Genomic DNA, 18,260 nt, shown 5'->3' with positions numbered 1-18,260 from the left:
CATCGGATCACCCGCCGGGTCGAGCGGCGGTCGTGCGGGGGTGGGGCCGTACCGGTCGTCCGTTGGGACACAGAGTACCGTCGGGCGCTCGCGGGGCCCACTGCCCTCCTGTGCCTCCTGCCCGGCGCCGACCGGGAGACGGGCGCTCGGGACGGTTCGACAGAGGGTGCGCTCCGGAGGGTTCCGACAGAGGGAGGAGAGCGCGGCCGCGCCCGGCGGTCAGCATGGGGTCCTCGGAACCCGTCCCTCAGGAGTCGCGATGACGATCAGTGCACTCTCCTCGCCGCCCGCGCACCCGAGCGCACCTGAGGACGTGGTGGTCCGGATGCTGAGCTCGGCGTCGCCCGCGCGGGAGCGGCTCCTGGTGGTCGAGGGCGGGATCGGCTCGGGCCGGACGCACATGCTGCGCTCCGCCGCGGCCACCGCTCGCGCCGCCGGCTGCGAGGTCGTGGAGGTGCGGCCGGACCGGGGCGACGCCGTGATCGGCGCGTCCTCGCTCGCGCTGTTCGCCACGCTGATCGGCCGTCTGCAGCGGGTGCGCGACTCCTCCGCCTCGCCCTGCGACCCCGGCTTCCTGATCGTCGTCGACGACTGGGAGCGGTTCGACGTCGCCGCCCGCGAGACCCTCCAGGCCCTGGTGACCCGGCTGGTCGACGAGGTCGGCGCCGCCTGCCTCCTCGCCACCGGCGACCGGCGCGTCCTCGCCGGCTGGGAGGGCCTCCGGCACCGTCGCACCGAGCCCCTCGACGCGGAGGCGGCCTGCGGCTTCCTGCGCGCCCACGGCGGCCGGCGGCCGCTCGCCGTCGAGGCGCGCCTGCTGCGGGTCGCGGAGGGGAATCCGCTGCTCCTCGACGTCCTCGGGCGGGCTTGGGCCGACGGGGACGCTCCCGCGCCCTTCCCGGTCTACCCGCGACTCGAGCAGGCCGAGACCCGGGTGCTCGATCTGCTGTCTCCGCTGTCGGAGCCGAGCCGGGAGGCGCTCCTGGTCGCCGCGGTGGCGGGCGCCGAGTTCCCGGAGAGCATCGGGTCGGCCCTCGGAGACGGGGACAGCGCCCTGGTGCAGGCGGGGATCCTGACGGCGGGCGGCCGTGCGTTCCGCGACCCGGTGGTCCGAGCGGTGGTGCTCTCGACGGCGATGCCCCGAGCGCTGCGGGCGGCACGGAGGCGGCTCGCCGAGCGCCCGGAGTCGGCCCCGCACCTCCGCCTGCTGCTCGCGGCGGACGACGCGGCCGGGCCGGAGGAGCGGGCGCGGCTGCTGAGGGACGCGGCGGAGGAGCGACTCCGCGCGGGTCGGCCGCAGGAGGCGCTGCTCCTTTTCACCGAGGCGCGCTCGAGCGCGCGCTGTGCTGCTCTGCGGGAGGAGCTCGAGGCGCGCGCGGCTGCCGTCGCGGCCTTCACCGGCGACGCGGCGGCCCTCGAGCGGGTGGTCGATCGCTCGCGGGAGGACGGCGGGGTTCTCGGGGCCGGCGTCGAGGCGGCGCGGCTGGCCGATGCGCTGCTCCGCACGGGGGACGTGGGCGGGGTCCGCCGCGCGGCCCTCCGGGCGCTCGGCGCTCGGGCGGGGCGTGGGGGCTCGGGAGTCGGTGGTGCCTCGCTCGCCGGCGGTGCCTCGTCTGTCGGTAATGCCTCTCCTGTCGGTGGTGCCTCTCCAGTCGGCGGTGTCGCTCCCGCCGAGACCGACGCCTCCCGCGACGACGTCAGCAGCCTCCCCGCCGACCACGCAGCCCCTCACGACGCCGCCGCCGACCTGCTGGTGACCGTTCTCCACCTCGCCTGCATGCTCCGCGGCGATCCCGCGTGGTGGCAGGAGGCGCTCGCCGTCGGCGAGGAGCACCCCCTCGATCCCGTCCTGCGCCTCGTGGAGGCCTGCGTGCGGCCGGTGCCGGACGAGGAGTGGGAGCGCCGCCTGCTGCTCGCCGAGGACTCCGCGGTCACGGGCGACCCGTGGAAGACGGTCGCGCTGCACCTCGCCTGGTCGCTGCTCGAGGTCTCGGACGAGCGCCGCGACCGCCTCGCCGGGCTCCTCGACGGCGGGGAGGAGGCGGACGGCCTGCCCGGCGCCCTCGCCCTCCTCCGCCGCGGCACCACCGCACTCGACGGCGGTCGCCTCGACGACGCCTCGGCCGACCTCGACCGCGCCGCCGCCCGCGCCGACGACCTGCCCGCCGTGCGCGCGCTGATCGACGCGACTCGAGCCCGGATCCACGCCGTGCAGGGCGACCGCGCACGCACCCTCGAGTGCGCCGAGCGCGCGACGGCCTGGGCGCTGCGGCACGGAGCGGCGTCGGTCGCGCGCGCCGCCGATCACGCCCTGTGCGCGCTCGACCTCGGCGGCGGCCGTTTCGAGGAGGCGCACGCCCGCTCCTCCTCCCGCGCCGGCGGCGATCCGCTGGAGCTCCTCGACGCCGCCGAGGCCGTCTCGCGCCTCCACCTGCCCGAGCACTGCGCCGAGCTGGCGGCGGCCGCGGCGGACCTCGCCGCGCGGCCCCTCGCTCCCCGCGGGCGGATGCTCGCCCTCGCGGCGACCGCGGTCCTCGATCAGACCGGCGGCGCGGGCGCCCTCTTCGAGCGCTCCCTCGACCCGGCCTCCGAGGAGTGGCCGTTCGAGCGGGCGCGCGTCCAGCTCTGCCACGGCGAGTGGCTGCGCCGCCGGATGCGCCCGCTGGAGGCGCGCACCCGGTTCCGCCAGGCCGCCGCGGGATTCGCCGCGGTGGGGGCCGAGCTCTGGCTCGCCCGCGCCCAGCACGAGCTGCGGGCGGCGGGCGGAGCGGGGGAGGCGCCAGTCGCAGCCGACCTCAGCGAGCAGGAGCGGCGCGTGGTCTCCCTGGCCGCCGCCGGCCTGTCGAACAAGCAGATCGCCCAGCAGCTCTTCGTCTCGCCCCGCACCGTCAGCGGGCACCTGTACCGGATCTTCCCCAAGCTCGGGGTGACCTCGCGGGCCGGGCTCCGCGACGCGCTCCTCAGCCTCGAGGACGCCCGGAGCGCGTGACGGAGCCGCAGGATCGAGTCATCCGACCTGGTGCCTGCCGCCGCGGGAGGCGCATGCTGAGCGCATGACGTCGCAGCAGATGATCGACCCCTCCGTCCCGCCGAGCGGCCCCGGCTGCGTCGAGTGCGAGCAGTCCGGCTCGTGGTGGCTGCACCTGCGCCGCTGCGCGCTCTGCGGGCACATCGGCTGCTGCGACGACTCGCTGAACCGCCACGCGACGGCCCACTACCACTCGACCGGCCACGCGGTCATCCGCAGCTTCGAGCCCGGCGAGGACTGGTTCTGGGACTACCGGACCGACGACTACGCCGACGGCCCCGCCCTGGCCGACCCGCAGAGCCACCCGGCGAGCCAGACCACCCCGGGGCCGAAGGACCGCGTGCCGCGCGACTGGCAGTACCTCCTCGCCGAGCGCGCCGAGCGCGCCGAGCGCGGCTGAGCCGCGCGCCTCCGCGAGAGCGCAGGACTTTCGCGAGAGTCCAGGAGTTGTCGCACTCGGCATCGACTGCGACAACTCCTGGACAGTCGCCGGCCGCCGGCTCCCTGCGCACGTCCGCAGGCGGCGTGCAGCCAGAAGTCGCCGTGCTCGCGACCGACCACGGCGACTGCTGAATGTTCGCGGCGGCCCGCCGAGGAGCGATCGCCACGAGAGTCCAGGAGTCGTCGCACTGGGCGTCGAGTGCGACAACTCTCGAGCAGTCGCGGGAGCAGTCGCGGGAGCAGGTCGGAGCCAGCTGACCAGCCGGCGGCCGACGCCGCGCCTGATCGGCGTTCGTCACCTCCGGACCCCTCCGGCCGGGCCCCGCCCCGTCACCCCCTCTCGACCCCGTCCAGCGCTTCCGCCTCCGCGATCCGCAGCCGCATCTGCCGGTAGCGGTGGAACTGGTACACCCCGTGCAGCACCGCGAGGACGACCGCGGCCGCCATCCCGCACGCGATCGCGGGGACCTCGTCCGCGCCGCTCTGCGTCAGCGCGAGCGCGACTCCGGCGCCCGCCACGATCGAGTTGACCACCGCGATCGCCGAGGACATCGTGAAGAAGATGCCCCGCCAGCTCTGCCGCCGGCCGATCTCGAGCAGCTCGTTCGGCGCGTGGCGGCCACGCGGCACCGCGAAGTAGGCGCCCGCGCCCGGCAGCAGCGTTCCGTAGTAGCGGCGGATGCGCTGGATGGCCGTCAGCGCGGCGATGTCCTCCATCGAGGTCTGCACCAGCCGCTCGTAGGTGAACACCCCCAGCAGCACGACGACCGGGATGATCACCGCGAGGAACCCCATCGCGTACCGGGTCGGGGCGAGGAAGCCGAAGGCCACGAGCGAGCTGGAGAGCATCGTCAGGTAGAGCGAGGCGCGGCTGCTCGACTCCGTCACGGTGATCCCGCGCGCCGACTCCAGCACGAAGTGCTCGGTCAGCAGGGCGTTGAGGAACGCGGCCGGCCGGTCCGGGAGCGACGCGGCGGAGACGGCGGCCTCGGGCAGCGCGGGCGTGCGGGGAGAGTCCTCCTCGTCGAGGCGGTCGCCCGGCTCCGGATTCACGGCCGTACCTCTCGCGGGGCCGCCCCGCGGCGTCCGCTCTTCGAGTCATCCGACTCGCGCACCGGCTCCACCCGCGCGCCTACCGTCGGACGCGACGCCGAGCACCGCCACCGGGGCGCGTGCGCAGACACCGAAGGGCCGTTCATGACCGACACCCGCCACCTCCACTCGAACCAGCGAGACACCCTCGAGCGGCTGCTCGAGGACTCGCCGAGCCACAACGTCCTCTGGGCGGACGTGCTGACGCTGCTCGAGGCCGTCGGCACCGTCCACGAGAAGCACGACGGCGCCTTCTCGGTGACGGTCGGCTCGACGACCGAGACCCTCCACCGGCCGCACCACAAGGACGTGGACGAGCAGCAGCTCGTCGACCTGCGCCGCCTGCTCCGCGGAGCGGGGTACGGCGCATGAGCGCCGGGACGCCCGCCGACCTCACCGGGTCGGCCGCCGAGCGCCTCCGCCGGCTGGACGCGCTCGACGCGGGTGCGCTGACCGAGGAGTGGCTGCTGCGCCAGCTGCGCCTCGCGCTCGGGGATCTCGCCGCGCTCGAGCCGGCCGCCGAGGCCGAGCAGGAGCGGCGCGAGGACTTCTGATGCGGCGGGCGGCCGTCCGGGGTGCACGCGGCCGGCACCTGGACGGCCGCCGGCCCGCACCCCGCAGCGCCGCCCCGCTCCGCCGCTCATCGCCCGGCCGCCGCGCTGCGGGCGCGCAGCAGCACGCCGGCCGTCGCGGTCGCCGCCAGCACGAGCGCCGCGAACACCGTCAGCACCGTCGTCGCGGCGACGAGGTTGAGCGCCGCTCCCGCCGCCAGTGCGGGCACCGCGAGCCCCGTGTACGCGACCAGGAACACCACCGCCAGGGTCTCGCCCCGGCGGGCGGGATCCGCGAGGGCGACCGCCGTGCCGATCGAGCCCTTGAAGAGCAGCCCCACCCCGAAGCCCGAGACGACGGCCCCGGCGAGGAACACTCCCAGCTGCGGAGCGATCGCTCCGGCCGCGACCGCCGCCAGCCCGACCGCGCAGCCCGCCACCGCGATCGAGAGCTGCAGGCGCGTCCCCACCTTCACGAGCAGCAGCTGGCCGAGGGCCGCGGAGGCGAACACGGCGAAGGACGTCGCGCCGGCCAGCAGGTGGTCGCGCACCTGGAAGGTCTGCACCAGGAACGTCGGTGCGAGCGAGGTGAAGAGGCCGAGGACGGAGAAGGCCGAGAACGCTCCGAACGCCGCGAGCAGGAACGCCCGGCGCGTATCCGCCGGCACCGAGAGCCGCTGCGGCCGGTAGGCGGGCGCCGTCTCCGGCACGTCGACCGTCTCGGGCACGAGGAGCAGCGCGAGGCCCGCCACGAGCAGCGCGACCAGGAACACCTGGTGCGGCAGGAGGAGCGGATCGGGCAGGAACTCGGCGAAGACCCCGCCGAGCAGCGGGCCCAGCGAGAGACCGCCGAGGTTCACCGCGCCCGAGATCGACGCGGCGACGATCGTGTTCTCGTCCGGCCGGGCGCGGGCGCGCAGCTCGCCCAGATGGGCGGTCGCGGTGGCGGTGAGCATCCCGATGCTGACGCCGTTGACGAAGCGGGCGACGATCAGCCCCGGCACCTCCGTCGTCAGCGAGAAGAGCACGGCCGAGACCGCCGAGACGAGCACCGCGATCAGCAGCACTCGGCGGCGGCCGAGCCAGTCGCTGACGTGACCGGCGAGGTACAGGCTCACGATCACTCCGACCGCGTAGGCGGCGAAGACGACGGTGATCACGAACGGCGGGAAGCCGTCGAGCTGCTGGTAGAGCGGGTAGAGCGGAGTCGGCACTGTGGAGTACGCCATCACGAGCAGGAAGGTCGCGGCGACGATCCAGAAGCCGACGCCGTGGCGCACCGTCGGCAGCCGGCGGCTCACGAGGTCTCCTGCAGGTGGCGGTGGGCGAAGGTGACGGCCATCGCGCCCTCGCCGACGGCGGAGGCGACGCGCTTGACCGAGCTGCGGCGCACGTCCCCCGCGGCGAAGGAGCCGGGGACGCTCGTCTCGAGGTAGAACGGCGCCCGCTCGAGCGGCCAGTCGCGAGCCGCGTGCTCGCCGGCGAGGTCCGGTCCCGTCACGAGGTAGCCGCCGGAGTCGCGGACGATCGCGGTCTCCGCCGCCCACGTCGTATCCGGCTCGCCCCCTATGCAGACGAAGAGGTGGGAGGTGGCCAGCGCCCCGTGCGCGCCGGTCGCCGAGTTCTCGACCTCGATCGACTCGAGGGCGTCGGCGCCGTGCAGGCGGGTGACGCGCGAGTCGAGCAGGATCGTCACGTTCGGCTGCCGGACGACGCGCTCCGCGAGGTAGGAGGAGAGGCTGTCGGCCAGATCCGGGCCGCGGACCAGCATGGTCACGTGCCGCGCGTGCGCCGAGAGGTTCATCACGGCCTGCCCGGCCGAGTTGCCGCCTCCGACGACCACGACGTCCTCGCCCTCGCAGAGCGGCGCCTCGCTCGTGCCGGCGCCGTAGTAGAGGCCGACGCCGAGCAGCTCGTCCTCGCGCTCGAGGCCGAGCCGGCGCCACTGGATGCCCGTGGCGCAGATGTTGGTGCGGGCGACGACGGTCGTCCCGTCGGCGAGCAGCGCGTGGATCCGGTCGTCGGCGAAGCGCCCGCGGATCCCCTCGCGCATCCGCAGCAGCTCGGCGCCGAACGAGACGGCCTGCTGCCGCGCGCGCTCGGCCAGATCGGCTCCCGCTATCCCGTGCGGGAAGCCGAGGTAGTTCTCGATCAGGCTGCTCGAGCCGGCCTGCCCGCCGATGGCCGAGCGCTCGAGGACCACGACCTTCAGCCCCTCCGAGGCGGCGTACACGGCGGCCGAGAGCCCGGCCGGACCGGCTCCGTAGATGGAGAGGTCGTACTCCGCGAGCCGCGGCGAGCCGACCCAGCCGAGCCGGGCCGCGACCTCGGCGAGCGTCGGATCGGAGGCGCGGCTGCCGTCCGGGAACACCACGAGGGGGAGTGACGCGGTGGCGAGCGGGTGCCCGGCGACGGCGAGGCACTGCTCGTCCGTGTCGATCGGCGTCCACGAGAACGAGACGACGCTGCGCGAGAGGAGGTCGCGGATCTCCCACGCGTCGCGGCTCTCGCGCCGCCCGTAGAGGCGGACCTGCGGGAGGTCTCCGGCCACGGTCACGAGGCCCGCCGCCGCTCGAGCCCGTCGCGGAACTTCATCAGCTTGAGGCAGAGGTGCAGCGTGCTGCGGGCGAGGCCGTCGTCGAGCGCCTCCCGGACCGCCTCGGGCAGGTTGTCGAGGCGGTAGTAGAGCGTGGTGCGGTGGATGTGGAGGAGCCCGCACGCCTCCCGCACGCTGCCGCGCACGTCGAGGTAGGCCTCCACGGTCCGCCGCTGCACCTCGTCGCCCCGCTCGAGCAGCGTCGCCGCGGCCGGCGAGAGCATGGCGAGCTGCGAGCTGTCCGCCCCGATCGAGGCGAGGAGCACCCAGGCCCCGAGCTCGGCGATGTCGGCCCGGCTACGGCCGTCGGGCAGGGAGCCGACGATGGTCGCCGCGAGGGCGGCCCGCTCGGCAGTCGGCAGGAGGTCGTCGTCGCGGACGTCGAAGCGCGCCGAGCCGATCGCGTCGACGGCCGTGCAGCGGCCGCGCGCCTCCGCCCGCAGGACGTCGTCCGCCTCCGCGGCGGCCTCGGGCGCCTCCACGCTCACGAAGAACAGCACACCCTCCTGGTCGCCGAGGAACGTCAGGCCGGAGGCGGCGCTCGCGTCGATCCGCCGCGCCAGCGCCGTCCGCTGCAGGGAGCCGGTCGGGCCGGTCAGCCGCACCGCGCGGACCACGGTCTGGGCGTCCCGGCGCAGCCAGCGGCGCTCGACCGCCTCGGCGAAGGAGGCGCGCCGGGTGCCGCCGTCGCCCGACAGGAGCGCCGCGAGGACGTCCGCGCGCCGGGAGCTGCCGCCCGCCCGCGTCGAGGGGCCGAGGAGGCGGCCGATCGCTCCGACGGCCGCGTCGATGAGCGAGTACTCGGCCGGAGTGAGCGGCGCGGGCCGCTCCCGGGGGAGGAGGAGGGTCGCGAGCCGGCCCCGCGGATCCTGGACGGGGAACACGCCGTCGTGAGGCGCCTCCTCGCGCGCGCGCGTCGCGGCCAGCACCCGGCTCGAGGCGTCCTCGATCGTCACCGGGCGGTCGAGAGCCTGGGCGAGCTCGTCGGCGAGGTCCTGCAGAGTCATCGGCGGGGATCCGTGTGGGGGGCCATGCCGTGATCCTCGCGGAGGGAGCCCTCCCGAAGCGTGGCCCTTCCAGGCCCACCTTCCGCGTCGGATCCGCTGCCGGCCGCGATGAGACGCTCAGCCTCCGCTGCCGGAGCGGTCCCCGGGGAACCCGTCCGCGAGGAGGCGGTCGAGGACGTCCGGCCAGTCGAGCAGGACGCCGATGTGGCCTCGACCGGGCCGGATCGTGAGCTCCGCGGCCGGGTGGAGGCGGCGGATCCGCTCCGCGTGCGCGACCGGGACCACCCTGTCCGCGGCGCCGTGGAGGAGGAGGACCGGCGCCGCCAGGCGCGAGAGGTCGACTCCCCAGGGCATGTCGAGAGCGAGGTCGTCGTCGACGCTCCCGCCCTGTTCGAGCTCCGAGGCGCGTCCGGCCTCTGCGCCGAGCGCCGTCAGCGGGCCGTCGAGGGCCGAGTAGTCGTCACCGGTGAACTGCTCCGGATCGAAGCGGGCCGTCTCCTCCCACTCCTCGCGCGCAGCCCGGCCGTCGCGCGCGCTGCGGAGAGCGCCCGGATCCTGCATGCCGTCGAACCACGCTCCGTCGTCACTGAAGGGCGCCGGGCTGCCGAACGTCGCGACGCCCAGGACGCGATCACCTCCGAGAGCCCCGGCGGCCAGTGCGTGCGGGCCGCCGCCGGAGTAGCCCGTCACCACGAAGCGCTCGATCCCGAGCAGGTCGGCGACGCGGAGCACATCGGCGGCCGCATCCGCGATGCTCCGTCCGGGAGCGCGCATCGAGCCGCCGAAGCCGGGACGGGCGACGGAGACGAGCCGGATGCCGCGCGCCGCAGCGGCGTCGACGTGGGGAGCGAGGAGTGCGCCGGTGTGCGGTGTCCCTCCGCACCAGACGACGACAGCGCGGGGGGCTCGAGTGCCGAGGAAGTCGTGGGCGACGAGCGTGCGCGAGTCGACGCGGAACTCGTGCCGGGACGTAGCGGCGCGTCCGGTCATGGAGGAACGGTAGCCGCAAGTCGAGGGCAGTGCTCGTCGCCCGGCCCGACCGGGATGCGACGTCTCGTCGTAGGGTCGACGGGAGGGTCGGTGGACCCTCGGACGGGAGGGGTCCGCATGTCGATCGACGAGGTGTCCGACGGGATCGAGGCCGCCGCCGCGCTGCCGCACGTGCGCTCCGGCTTCTCCGGCGCGACACCGTACGGGATCGCGCAGCGCTTCGCCGCGGGGGAGCTGACGCGGGAGCAGGCCGTCGACGAGCTCGGCCGCCGGCGCTACCGGCCCGGATCGCCGAGCGACGGCTTCGACTGGACGACCCTCGACCCGGGGGAGTTCGAGGAGGTCCGCCGGGCACTGTCCGATGGTCTGCTCGACGCCGCGATGTACGACGAGATCCTCGACCGGTACAGCGGGCAGGACTCCTCCGGCGAGAGCGCGGCGTCCGCGGAGGAGAGCGCATGAGCGCCGGCCCCCTGGACCTCGCCTTCACCGCCCCGATCGGTGTCGCCGTGAAGGGCGACCTCTGGTCGTGCGTCGAGGTGCCCGGCTCCGTCGAGCTGCTCGGCACAGGGAGGTCGGTGAAGGTGGTCGCCACCGTCGACGGCGAGCCGGTGACCGCGGGCCTGCTGCCGAACGGCACCGGCGGTCACATGCTGTCGATCAGCGCGAAACTGCGGAAGACGATCGGCAAGGACCTCGGCGACGTCGTCACCGTCCACCTGACCGAGCGCCTGAGCTGAGCACTGGCGGTTGGCCAGGGCCCGCGTGCGGATGGTCGACTCGACGGATGCGGAATCGAGTCCTGTTCGTCGTCGGGGTCACAGCGATGTTCGTCGCGCTGGTGCTGAGGCTGGTGTGGCCGGCCGGTCAATTCGCCTCCGGCTTCTCGCTCGCCCTGCAGCTGAGCGGCATCCTGCTCCTCCTGGTCTACGGGGTGAAGCACTTCACGGGGCGGCCGCGCCGGAGCTGAGCGGCTCATCCCAATCGGGGGTGTAGGAGTTGGGGTCTGAAGCCGCCGGTCTCGAGCAGGCTTCGGGCGATGCAGTTGGTCAGGTTGCGGAACCCGAGTGCGGAGCCGCGCAGGTGTTCGAGCCGTCCGTTGAGCGCCTCGGTCGGCCCGTTGCTGGTGCCGGGTCGTTCGAAGTAGGCGAGCACGTCAGCGGCTCGCTTCTTCAGGGTCCGGCCCAGGGTGGTGAGCTCGGTGAGCACCTTGGGGACGCCGGCGCTGAGGTCGGTGATCAGCTTCTCCATGAGCTCGCGGCCACGTTGCCGGTCCTCGTGGCGATAGGCGGCGATCATGCGCTGGTAGACACCCCAGGTCGCCTCGACCTCGACGTGAGCGTCATCAACGAACAGCGCGCATAGCCTGTCGCTCTGCTTGTCGGTGAGCAGGTCCGCGCCGGTGTGCAGACCGAGGCCGGCGAGTCGAGCGAAGGCGGTCAGGTCAGGGCGGCCGAAGCCGGCCGGCGGGGTAGCGTCGGTCACGTCGAGGTCTTTCGGACGGATGGCGTAGGAACCTCCGTCGTCGGGAGACCTCGACGTCTATCTGCGGACCGACGCTCCCGGCCGACCTACACCCTCATCTGAGAAGACCCCTGAAACGTCTTCGCCGACGACGGGGCCGGCGAGGAGGAGGGCGCGGTGAGTTAAAAGAATGGAGCTTGCTCGGCTTCGACGCCGCGGCAAGCTCCGGTGAAACGGTCGGTACTGGTCGGTCGTCGTCGGTCACCACCGGATGGCGGCGTCCTCCACGCTCGGCGTTTGCGCAGGTCAGCGGCTCGTTCGCCCAGTGGGCGCATCAAGCGATAGACGCAAAGCCGACGTCATTAGGTCGTCCGTTCGATTCCGACAGGCGGCTCCGGCGAACCGTTCTGGTGGTCGCGCGATGCGCTGGCCTCACGGCTCTGCCCGACACCGACGTCGCTCTCCTCTGCGACGGACCCCTCGCCGGCTGAGCGCTCGCGGCCGGCATCCTGTCCGTGTGCCGATAGGCCTCGCACCGCTCGGCAACGCAGCGTGGCGTTGCGTCGCGACCTGGCGACGGCTCGGCGGGGCGCGATCGTCTCGTGCGTTGGCGGATTACGGGAGCTTGGACGCGAGGACGTCGGCCGCCAGGATCTCGGGTGCTGCGCCGAGGAGGTGCTGGTTGGCCATCAGGGCTGCGACGATGGCGCCGTTGGCGTGGGCGTCGCGAGCGGCTTCGTCGGGGAATGCATCGAAGATCCAGAAGGTGTCGGCGTGGGTCCTGACCGCGAACCAGACAATCGTTCCTACTTCTTCGTTGGCGAGTGCGACAGCGCCGGCGAGCAGATCGGCGACCGCGTCGTGCTGTCCATCGGCCGCGACGATCTTGGCGACGAAGGCATACGGAAGTGATGCGGGTGTGGACATGAGGGACTCTCCTTGACGTCGGGGTTCTTCGTGGGACGAGTTCAGCGTATGACGAGCGAGGGCCGGTGGGGAGTGGCGTATACGGCAGTATTGCTATTGTTTACGTCATGCGTATCGGACTGATCGCGATCGACGGCTGCTTCGGTTCGGCTATCGCGTCGATCATCGACATCGTGCGGGTGGCCGACGGAGCCCGCGGCGATGTCGACCCGCGGATCGACCCGATCGAACTCGCCATCCTCGGACCGAAACGGCGAGTGACCACGACGGCATCGATGACCCTGTCGGTGGACCACCCGCTGTCGGAGTCCGGAGAGTTCGACGTGGTCGTCGTCCCTGCGCTTGGAACCCTTACGGCCGCCGCTACCAACGACGTCCTCCAGAGCCGAGATGCTCGTTCGGTCATCGCCTCGCTCGGGCGCCTCGACGAGGCGACCACCCGGATCGCCGCGGCGTGCACCGGCGTGTTCGCTGTCGCCGAGACCGGACGGATGCATCATCGGAGGGCGACGACCAGCTGGTTCCTGGGGCCGGAGTTCCTGAAGCGCTATCCGACCGTCGCCCTCGATCTCGACACCATGGTCGTGGTCGACGGGAACCTCGTCACCGCCGGCGCCGCGTTCGCCCACATCGACCTCGCGCTCTCACTCGTGCGATCGATCAGCCCCGACCTGGCCCAACATGTCGCCAAGCTCCTCATCATCGACGAGCGTCCGTCTCAGGCGGCCTTCGTCGCCTACGAACATCTCCGGCACGAGGACCCGATCGTCGTCGAGTTCGAACGCTTCGTGCGCGCCCGCCTGGACGAACCGTTCAACGTCGCCTTCGTCGCGCAGTCGCTCGGCACCAGCCGGCGCACCCTCGAACGACGAGTCCGTGCGGCGCTCAACCTCACTCCGCTCGGCTTCGTCCAACGGCTTCGCATCGAACGAGCTCGGCACCTCTCAGCAACCACGGACTTCACCTCCGCCGAGATCGCGCTACGGGTCGGCTACGCGAATGCCGAGACTCTGCGCTCCCTCCTGCGCAGGGAGCGACGCCGTTCCTGACCTATCGTCATGCCTGTAGCCGGTGTCCTAGCGCTCGACTGGAACCACCTCTCAGCACGTCGCGTCGACGCTCCTGCGTCGCCCCTGGACGACCCACTCGACACGCCCGCAGCACAGGTCATGTGACGTGTCCCGGCTTCCCGGACGGTCGGGGGTTGGGTGGCTGTGATGTCGCTGCGTTCTCGTCGAGGGGGTCAGCAGACTCGATCAGGGTCGACTGGGATGAGACGCGAAGGCGGTCAGGTCAGGGCGGCCGAAGCCGGCCGGCGGGGTAGCGTCGGTCACGTCGAGGTCTTTCGGACGGATGGCGTAGGAACCTCCGTCGTCGGGAGACCTCGACGTCTATCTGCGGACCGACGCTCCCGGCCGACCTACACCCTCATCTGGGAAGAGCCAGCTGAGCTCCGGAATCGGAGGAAGACCCGTGAGCGGAGCGGAGGAGCCGGCCTGGGCGGATCCGGAGCCGGAGGTCCACCGGGCGCTCGCGCGGTGGGCGGCGGAGTGCGCGGAGCGCGCCCTCCCCGCGTTCGAGGAGCGGGACCCGGACAATGCCCGGCCCCGGCGCGCGCTCGACGTCCTCCTCGCCTGGGGGCGGGGCGAGGCTCCGATGACCGAGTGCCGCGCGGCGGCCTTCACGGCGCACGCCGCAGCCCGCGCCGCGACGCAGGCGGGCGAGCCTGCCGCAGCCGTCGCGCACATGGTCGATCACTGCTCGCACGCCGCCGTGGAGAGCAGCGCGCAGCCTCGGGCCTTCACGCGAAGGAGCGCGCAACGGATCGTCGCTCTCACTGAATCCGCCCGCTGCGCGGATGCTCTCCCAGCGATCTTCTCGCGTCGTTGAACGTCCGCGACTGCTGTGTCGTGTCCTCGGTGGGACCACCTCGGCCCCCGCACTACAGGAGGCATCATGCTCAAGCGAATCGCGACCACTGTGACGACTGCGGCGTTCGCCGCCGTCCTTCTCGCCGGATGCTCGACGGCCGCCGGCTCGGCCGCCTCGTCGGAAGCGCCGGCCGACAGCCCCTCCGCCACCGCGATGGCCTCCGCCACCGCGACCGCCTCCGCTGGGACGGCGGCTCTCACGACGGCGTCCTCGCCGCTGGGCGAGATCATCACGGACGAGGCTGGCTACACCGTCTACACATTCGCCAAGGACACGCAGAACTCGGGCAGCAGCAGCTGCTACGACGAGTGCGCCACGACCTGGCCGGCCGTGTCGGCGTCCAGCACGACCGCCGCGGACGGGATCACCGGAGGGGTCGGCTCGATCACGCGCACCGACGGGACGACCCAGCTGACCGTCGACGGATGGCCGGTCTACCGGTTCGCGAAGGACACCGCGCCGGGCCAGGTCAACGGGCAGGGTGTGAAGGACGCCTGGTACGTCCTCCTCCCTGACGGCACGATGAACAAGGAAGCCGCGGCCATGAGCACCGCCACCCCGGCGTCCTGATGCGACGGCGACCCGTCCCCGCGCAGCGAAGCGCATCGTCGGGCCGGGTCGCCGGTTCTCGACAGGCATGGACGGAAGGGATGACCGGTAGTGATCGCAGCAACCGTGATGAGGGAGCGCACCGTGGCGCTTCGAGGCGGTGAGCGTTGTGCCCCGCCCCGTCGATGAGCTCCTGGCGGCGCTGTACGAGAGTCACGGCCCGGCCTTGCGGCGCTTCGTGCAGAACCTCACTCGGAACGCGGCGCTGACGGAGGACGTCGTGCAGGAGACGATGGTCCGAGCCTGGCAGCGCCCGCAGGTCCTCGAACGCGACGCCGACGCCGCTCGCGCGTGGCTGTTCACCGTCGCCCGCAACCTCGTCATCGACGACGCCCGATCCGCTCGGAGCCGACGCGAGGTGCCGGCGAAGGACGAGGACGGCGGCGGCGCCGTCCCCGATCGCACCGACGCGGTCCTGGACAGCATCCTGGTCGCCGACGCTCTCGCATCGCTGTCGGTGGAGCATCGTCAGATCGTGGTGGACGCGTACTTCCTCGGACACACCGTCCCCGAGATCGCCCGCCGGCACTCCATCCCCGAGGGAACAGCGAAATCTCGATTGCACTACGGACTGCGCGGACTGCGACTGGCTCTGCAGGAAAGGGGCGTCACCCGATGAACGACCACCACGGAAGCTCTGCGACGGAGGACGAGTACCGCGACTGGGACGCGTCCTACGTCCTCGGCGCTCTCCCCGCGGATCAGCGACTCGAGTACGAGCAGCACCTCAGCGGCTGCGCGGCCTGCCGCGCGGCCGTGGCAGAGCTGGCAGGACTGCCCGGCATCGTCGGCCGCCTCTCCGTCGAGGACGCTCTCGCCATCAGCGCATCGGACGACGGCGAGGAGGCGCCGCCGTCGATGGTGACGCTGCCCGCCATCGCCCACCGTGTCCGGACGCGCCGACGTCGGCGCCGGCTGGTGACGTCCCTCGCCGTCGCGGCCGCCGTCACCGCCTCCGTCTTCGGAGGTGTCGCTCTCGGCACGGGCATCGCGGGCGCTCCCGTGGCGAGCGAGGCGACCCTCGAACCGATGGACCCGATCGCGGCCGATCCCGCTCTCGCTGCGGACATCCAGGTCGAGGGGAAGCCGTGGGGCACCCGGCTGGAGTGGAGCTGCACCTACAGTGGTGATGCGCCCGCCGACGCGGAGTACGAACTCGTGATCACCCGCACAGACGGCAGCACGATCACCGTCGCCACCTGGACGGCGGCCGGGCGGCGCGCCGTCGACCTGGCGGCGTCCACGGGCGTCGCCCGGTCGGAGATCACCGGCGTCGACATCAGGGTCCGCGGCACGAACTCCCCCCTCGTCCGCACCGACACCTGAGACACCGCCCACCCGCAGGAGACACCGACACTGCCCGCGGTGCCGCGGGCACCGGACAGGAGCAGACCATGAGCACCGAGACCACGCCGCTGCACATCACCCGCGAGGGCCCGAGAAGCTTCATCGGCCGCAACGCGCGAGGAGCCGAGGTCCGCATCGGCGGGTCGGACGCCGACGGCGTGTTCTCGCCCGGCGAGCTGCTGCACCTCGCCCTCGCCGCCTGCGGCATGCTCTCCTCGGACCACATCCTCGCCAGCCGGCTCGGAGCCGACTTCGAAGCGACCACCGACATCACCGCGACCAAGCCCGAGGGCGAGGACCGCTACGACTCGATCGCCGCCGTGATCCGCGCCGACCTGTCGGCGCTCGATCCCGAGCGGATCGCCTCACTGTCCGAGCGCACCCACCGGGCGGTCGACCGCCAGTGCACCGTCGGCCACACGCTCGAGCACGGCGCGGCGTACACCGTCGACGTCGTGGACGACCAGGCCGTTCCCGTCAGCGGTTCGAGGACGGGGGCCGTCTGAGATCAACACCCCATCGGTCACGGCGACCGGTGACGACCGAGACGCGGACGTCTCCCTTCAGTGCCGTCAGTCTGCGACTCGCCGACCGGATCCGAGACGATTCGCGAGGCGGAGCGCGTTCACGGAGCGGAGGTGCTGGTCGGCGCGGTGACGCCCGTTGGCCGGTGAGGGGTGCGGTGCCGCGAGGACGGGGACGACACGGGGATCATCGTGCAGGGTCAGATAGCGCATGACCCCGTCGAGCGCCACGGTCCCGTAGGTGACGACGGCTTCGAGCGCGGGCAGCAGCTCCAGCAGCTCACCGAGCGCGAGCCGGCCCTGCTCGATGTCCGCGGGGCGGACGCGGCCAGGGATCTCCCACGGGATGAGGTTCCACCGGACGTAGTGGTCGCGGGAGAGTCCGGACTCGATGCGGGCCGCCCGGAACGCGGCGGCGGTGGGCCCGAGGTTGTCTTCGCTGCAGACGGCAGCGGATCCCGCGGCGATCGTCCGAGGGCCGGGTGACTGCATCAGCACCAGGACGCGACTGGCGGTGCCGCCGGAGCGGGGATCGAAGCCCGGAACGAAGCGTCCGGTCGCGTCCGCGGTACTCCGCCAGGTCTCGGCGAGGGCGTTCAGGGTTCGGACATCCACGATGCTCCTCGATCCCGGTCAGGCCGGCCGCGGTGGTGCGAGCAGGGTGCCGCGGATCACGGAACCGTGGAACGTGCGGGCGGCGACGATGATCCACGCGGCGACCAGGCCGACGTAGTAGAGCACGGCGAGGCCGGCGACGACCGTGAGACCGGAGTGCAGGGCGAGGCCGTTCAGTCCAGTGACGCAGGTGCCGACGGGGAACGTGAACGACCACCACGTCAGACTGAACGGCAGGTGCTCCTTCGCGGTGCGGAGGGTGATCGCGAGGGCGATGACGGTCCAGAGCAGCGCGAAGCCGAGCATCGCGAAGCCGTACACCAGAGCCACGACCAGCAGCGCACGCGCCATGCCGGCGTCCACGACGGTGGGCGCGTTCGAGGCGAGCAGATTCACAGCGGTGATCGACTGTCCGACCGGACCGAGGACGATCCACAGCGTCGGCACCATCCCCGCCGCTCCTACCTTGTGCTGCGCGAGCCGGTTCCAGATCAGGGTGATCACCACCAGCGACGCGACCAGGCTGAGGCCGAAGAAGCCGTAGCAGGACCACAGGAGCGTCTCCCGCGCTTGCCCGGCGGGCGCGTACGGCAGCAGCACTGCGCCGGTGGAAGCGGACACCATCGGCGGAACGATCGGCATCAGCCAGCCGCCGAACGCCGAATCGGGCTTGTTCTCATGCCGGGTGAACGCGAGGTAGGGCACCAGGACCGCCGTCGCCAGCCCGCCGAGAGTCCCCGCACCCCAGAGCACCCAGTCGATGGCGACAGCGGCCGGCAGGCCGATCCAGTCCTTGCCGAGGAGGAGGGTTCCCGCGCCGACGGTGAGAAACGCCATCGGCGGCGCGCCGTAGAAGTGCGAGAGGACCGGATTCAGGTGGTGCCTCGCCGCTGTACCGCGGTAGCGGACCCAGTGCAGCCCGGTCGCGACGGTCAGCGCGACGAGCAGCAGCGCGGCGATCGCCCAGATGACGGTGGCCCCGGTACGGAGTCCGGGGAACTGGAGTGGCAGGGACGCGGCGGCGACCGCGACGATGCCGGTGCCCATGATCGACGCGAACCAGTTCGGCGTCAGGTTCGACACGATCAGTCCCGGATGCTCCAACTCCCGGAACAAGCGCCTCGACCGCGGAGGATG

Annotated in this window: 21 protein-coding genes and 1 pseudogene; 13 read left to right on the top strand and 9 right to left on the bottom strand. The window is 72.8% G+C overall.

Annotation, left to right across the window (positions count from 1 at the left end; genetic code table 11):
* Positions 1 to 259: 259 nt before the first annotated feature.
* Entirely contained in the window at positions 260 to 2,989 is a 2,730-nt protein-coding gene (locus C5C74_RS05340; RefSeq protein ID WP_104351113.1) for a LuxR C-terminal-related transcriptional regulator, read from the top strand.
* A 64-nt stretch (positions 2,990 to 3,053) separates the two neighbouring features.
* Entirely contained in the window at positions 3,054 to 3,428 is a 375-nt protein-coding gene (locus C5C74_RS05335) for a UBP-type zinc finger domain-containing protein (RefSeq protein WP_104224775.1), read from the top strand.
* Between the two features lie 371 nt (positions 3,429 to 3,799).
* On the opposite strand, the gene C5C74_RS05330 is transcribed toward C5C74_RS05335, so the two are convergent.
* Positions 3,800 to 4,522, bottom strand: a complete 723-nt coding sequence (locus tag C5C74_RS05330) for a hypothetical protein (protein WP_104224776.1) — start codon at positions 4,520 to 4,522, stop codon at positions 3,800 to 3,802.
* A gap of 144 nt (positions 4,523 to 4,666) precedes the next feature.
* On the opposite strand from C5C74_RS05330, the gene C5C74_RS05325 reads away from it, so the two are divergent.
* Together C5C74_RS05325 and C5C74_RS05320 are read left to right on the top strand one after the other, a co-directional pair.
* Positions 4,667 to 4,933 (top strand): hypothetical protein, encoded by a 267-nt coding sequence (locus C5C74_RS05325; RefSeq protein WP_104257441.1) that lies wholly within the window; start codon positions 4,667 to 4,669, stop codon positions 4,931 to 4,933.
* Positions 4,930 to 5,115 (top strand): hypothetical protein, encoded by a 186-nt coding sequence (locus C5C74_RS05320; protein WP_104224778.1) that lies wholly within the window; start codon positions 4,930 to 4,932, stop codon positions 5,113 to 5,115. Before C5C74_RS05325 ends, C5C74_RS05320 begins: the two co-directional genes overlap by 4 nt.
* Before the next feature lie 86 nt (positions 5,116 to 5,201).
* Here C5C74_RS05320 and C5C74_RS05315 read toward each other — a convergent pair whose 3' ends face one another.
* The 4 genes from C5C74_RS05315 to C5C74_RS05300 form a co-directional block, all read right to left on the bottom strand.
* Positions 5,202 to 6,413 (bottom strand): MFS transporter, encoded by a 1,212-nt coding sequence (locus C5C74_RS05315; protein WP_258064101.1) that lies wholly within the window; start codon positions 6,411 to 6,413, stop codon positions 5,202 to 5,204.
* Positions 6,410 to 7,663, bottom strand: coding sequence for an NAD(P)/FAD-dependent oxidoreductase (locus tag C5C74_RS05310; RefSeq protein WP_104309247.1), 1,254 nt, complete (start codon positions 7,661 to 7,663; stop codon positions 6,410 to 6,412). Before C5C74_RS05310 ends, C5C74_RS05315 begins: the two co-directional genes overlap by 4 nt.
* Before the next feature lie 2 nt (positions 7,664 to 7,665).
* Positions 7,666 to 8,715, bottom strand: coding sequence for a helix-turn-helix domain-containing protein (locus C5C74_RS05305; RefSeq protein WP_104309215.1), 1,050 nt, complete (start codon positions 8,713 to 8,715; stop codon positions 7,666 to 7,668).
* A 117-nt stretch (positions 8,716 to 8,832) separates the two neighbouring features.
* Complete coding sequence (locus tag C5C74_RS05300) at positions 8,833 to 9,705, bottom strand: alpha/beta fold hydrolase (RefSeq protein WP_104351112.1); 873 nt, start codon at positions 9,703 to 9,705, stop codon at positions 8,833 to 8,835.
* Between the two features lie 117 nt (positions 9,706 to 9,822).
* Between C5C74_RS05300 and C5C74_RS05295 the strand changes: the two genes are divergently transcribed.
* From C5C74_RS05295 to C5C74_RS05285, 3 genes are read left to right on the top strand one after another with little or no spacing between them, the layout of a single operon-like run.
* The gene (locus C5C74_RS05295) at positions 9,823 to 10,167 is read left to right on the top strand and encodes a hypothetical protein (protein ID WP_104224782.1); all 345 of its coding nucleotides are present in this window, start codon (positions 9,823 to 9,825) and stop codon (positions 10,165 to 10,167) included.
* Entirely contained in the window at positions 10,164 to 10,445 is a 282-nt protein-coding gene (locus C5C74_RS05290; protein ID WP_104224783.1) for a DUF1905 domain-containing protein, read from the top strand. Before C5C74_RS05295 ends, C5C74_RS05290 begins: the two co-directional genes overlap by 4 nt.
* Before the next feature lie 47 nt (positions 10,446 to 10,492).
* Positions 10,493 to 10,675 (top strand): hypothetical protein, encoded by a 183-nt coding sequence (locus C5C74_RS05285; protein WP_104248148.1) that lies wholly within the window; start codon positions 10,493 to 10,495, stop codon positions 10,673 to 10,675.
* Between the two features lie 5 nt (positions 10,676 to 10,680).
* Here C5C74_RS05285 and C5C74_RS05280 read toward each other — a convergent pair.
* A pseudogene (locus C5C74_RS05280) lies at positions 10,681 to 11,115 on the bottom strand (transposase); the annotation flags it as partial.
* 669 nt (positions 11,116 to 11,784) lie between these two features.
* Positions 11,785 to 12,096, bottom strand: a complete 312-nt coding sequence (locus tag C5C74_RS05270) for a putative quinol monooxygenase (RefSeq protein ID WP_033107114.1) — start codon at positions 12,094 to 12,096, stop codon at positions 11,785 to 11,787.
* 107 nt (positions 12,097 to 12,203) lie between these two features.
* Here C5C74_RS05270 and C5C74_RS05265 point away from each other — a divergent pair, with 107 nt between their 5' ends.
* The 6 genes from C5C74_RS05265 (at position 12,204) to C5C74_RS05240 (ending at position 16,490) form a co-directional block, all read left to right on the top strand.
* The gene (locus tag C5C74_RS05265) at positions 12,204 to 13,145 is read left to right on the top strand and encodes a GlxA family transcriptional regulator (RefSeq protein ID WP_053548963.1); all 942 of its coding nucleotides are present in this window, start codon (positions 12,204 to 12,206) and stop codon (positions 13,143 to 13,145) included.
* Positions 13,146 to 13,569: 424 nt separating this feature from the next.
* Positions 13,570 to 13,986 (top strand): putative immunity protein, encoded by a 417-nt coding sequence (locus C5C74_RS18035; protein WP_374953493.1) that lies wholly within the window; start codon positions 13,570 to 13,572, stop codon positions 13,984 to 13,986.
* A 66-nt stretch (positions 13,987 to 14,052) separates the two neighbouring features.
* Positions 14,053 to 14,598 carry a hypothetical protein gene (locus C5C74_RS05255; protein WP_104351110.1) on the top strand — a complete coding sequence of 182 codons (546 nt, stop codon included), beginning with the start codon at positions 14,053 to 14,055 and terminating at the stop codon, positions 14,596 to 14,598.
* Between the two features lie 148 nt (positions 14,599 to 14,746).
* Complete coding sequence (locus tag C5C74_RS05250) at positions 14,747 to 15,256, top strand: sigma-70 family RNA polymerase sigma factor (protein WP_056865923.1); 510 nt, start codon at positions 14,747 to 14,749, stop codon at positions 15,254 to 15,256.
* A complete protein-coding gene (locus C5C74_RS05245; RefSeq protein WP_104257433.1) occupies positions 15,253 to 15,963 on the top strand; it encodes an anti-sigma factor in 711 nt (236 codons plus the stop codon). The genes C5C74_RS05250 and C5C74_RS05245 overlap by 4 nt, the downstream gene beginning before the upstream one ends.
* 68 nt (positions 15,964 to 16,031) lie before the next feature.
* Positions 16,032 to 16,490 carry an OsmC family protein gene (locus C5C74_RS05240; protein ID WP_104263392.1) on the top strand — a complete coding sequence of 153 codons (459 nt, stop codon included), beginning with the start codon at positions 16,032 to 16,034 and terminating at the stop codon, positions 16,488 to 16,490.
* Between the two features lie 66 nt (positions 16,491 to 16,556).
* On the opposite strand, the gene C5C74_RS05235 is transcribed toward C5C74_RS05240, so the two are convergent.
* Both C5C74_RS05235 and C5C74_RS05230 read right to left on the bottom strand, forming a co-directional pair.
* Positions 16,557 to 17,123 carry a uracil-DNA glycosylase family protein gene (locus tag C5C74_RS05235; RefSeq protein ID WP_258062371.1) on the bottom strand — a complete coding sequence of 189 codons (567 nt, stop codon included), beginning with the start codon at positions 17,121 to 17,123 and terminating at the stop codon, positions 16,557 to 16,559.
* 18 nt (positions 17,124 to 17,141) lie between these two features.
* Positions 17,142 to 18,206, bottom strand: a complete 1,065-nt coding sequence (locus C5C74_RS05230; protein ID WP_258064100.1) for a TDT family transporter — start codon at positions 18,204 to 18,206, stop codon at positions 17,142 to 17,144.
* Between the last annotated feature and the right edge of the window lie 54 nt (positions 18,207 to 18,260).

This window comes from Rathayibacter sp. AY1E8 (assembly GCF_002931415.1).
Lineage (GTDB): Bacteria > Actinomycetota > Actinomycetes > Actinomycetales > Microbacteriaceae > Rathayibacter.
Note: the sequence above shows the minus strand (reverse complement) of the source record. Positions and strands in the feature narration are given on the sequence as shown.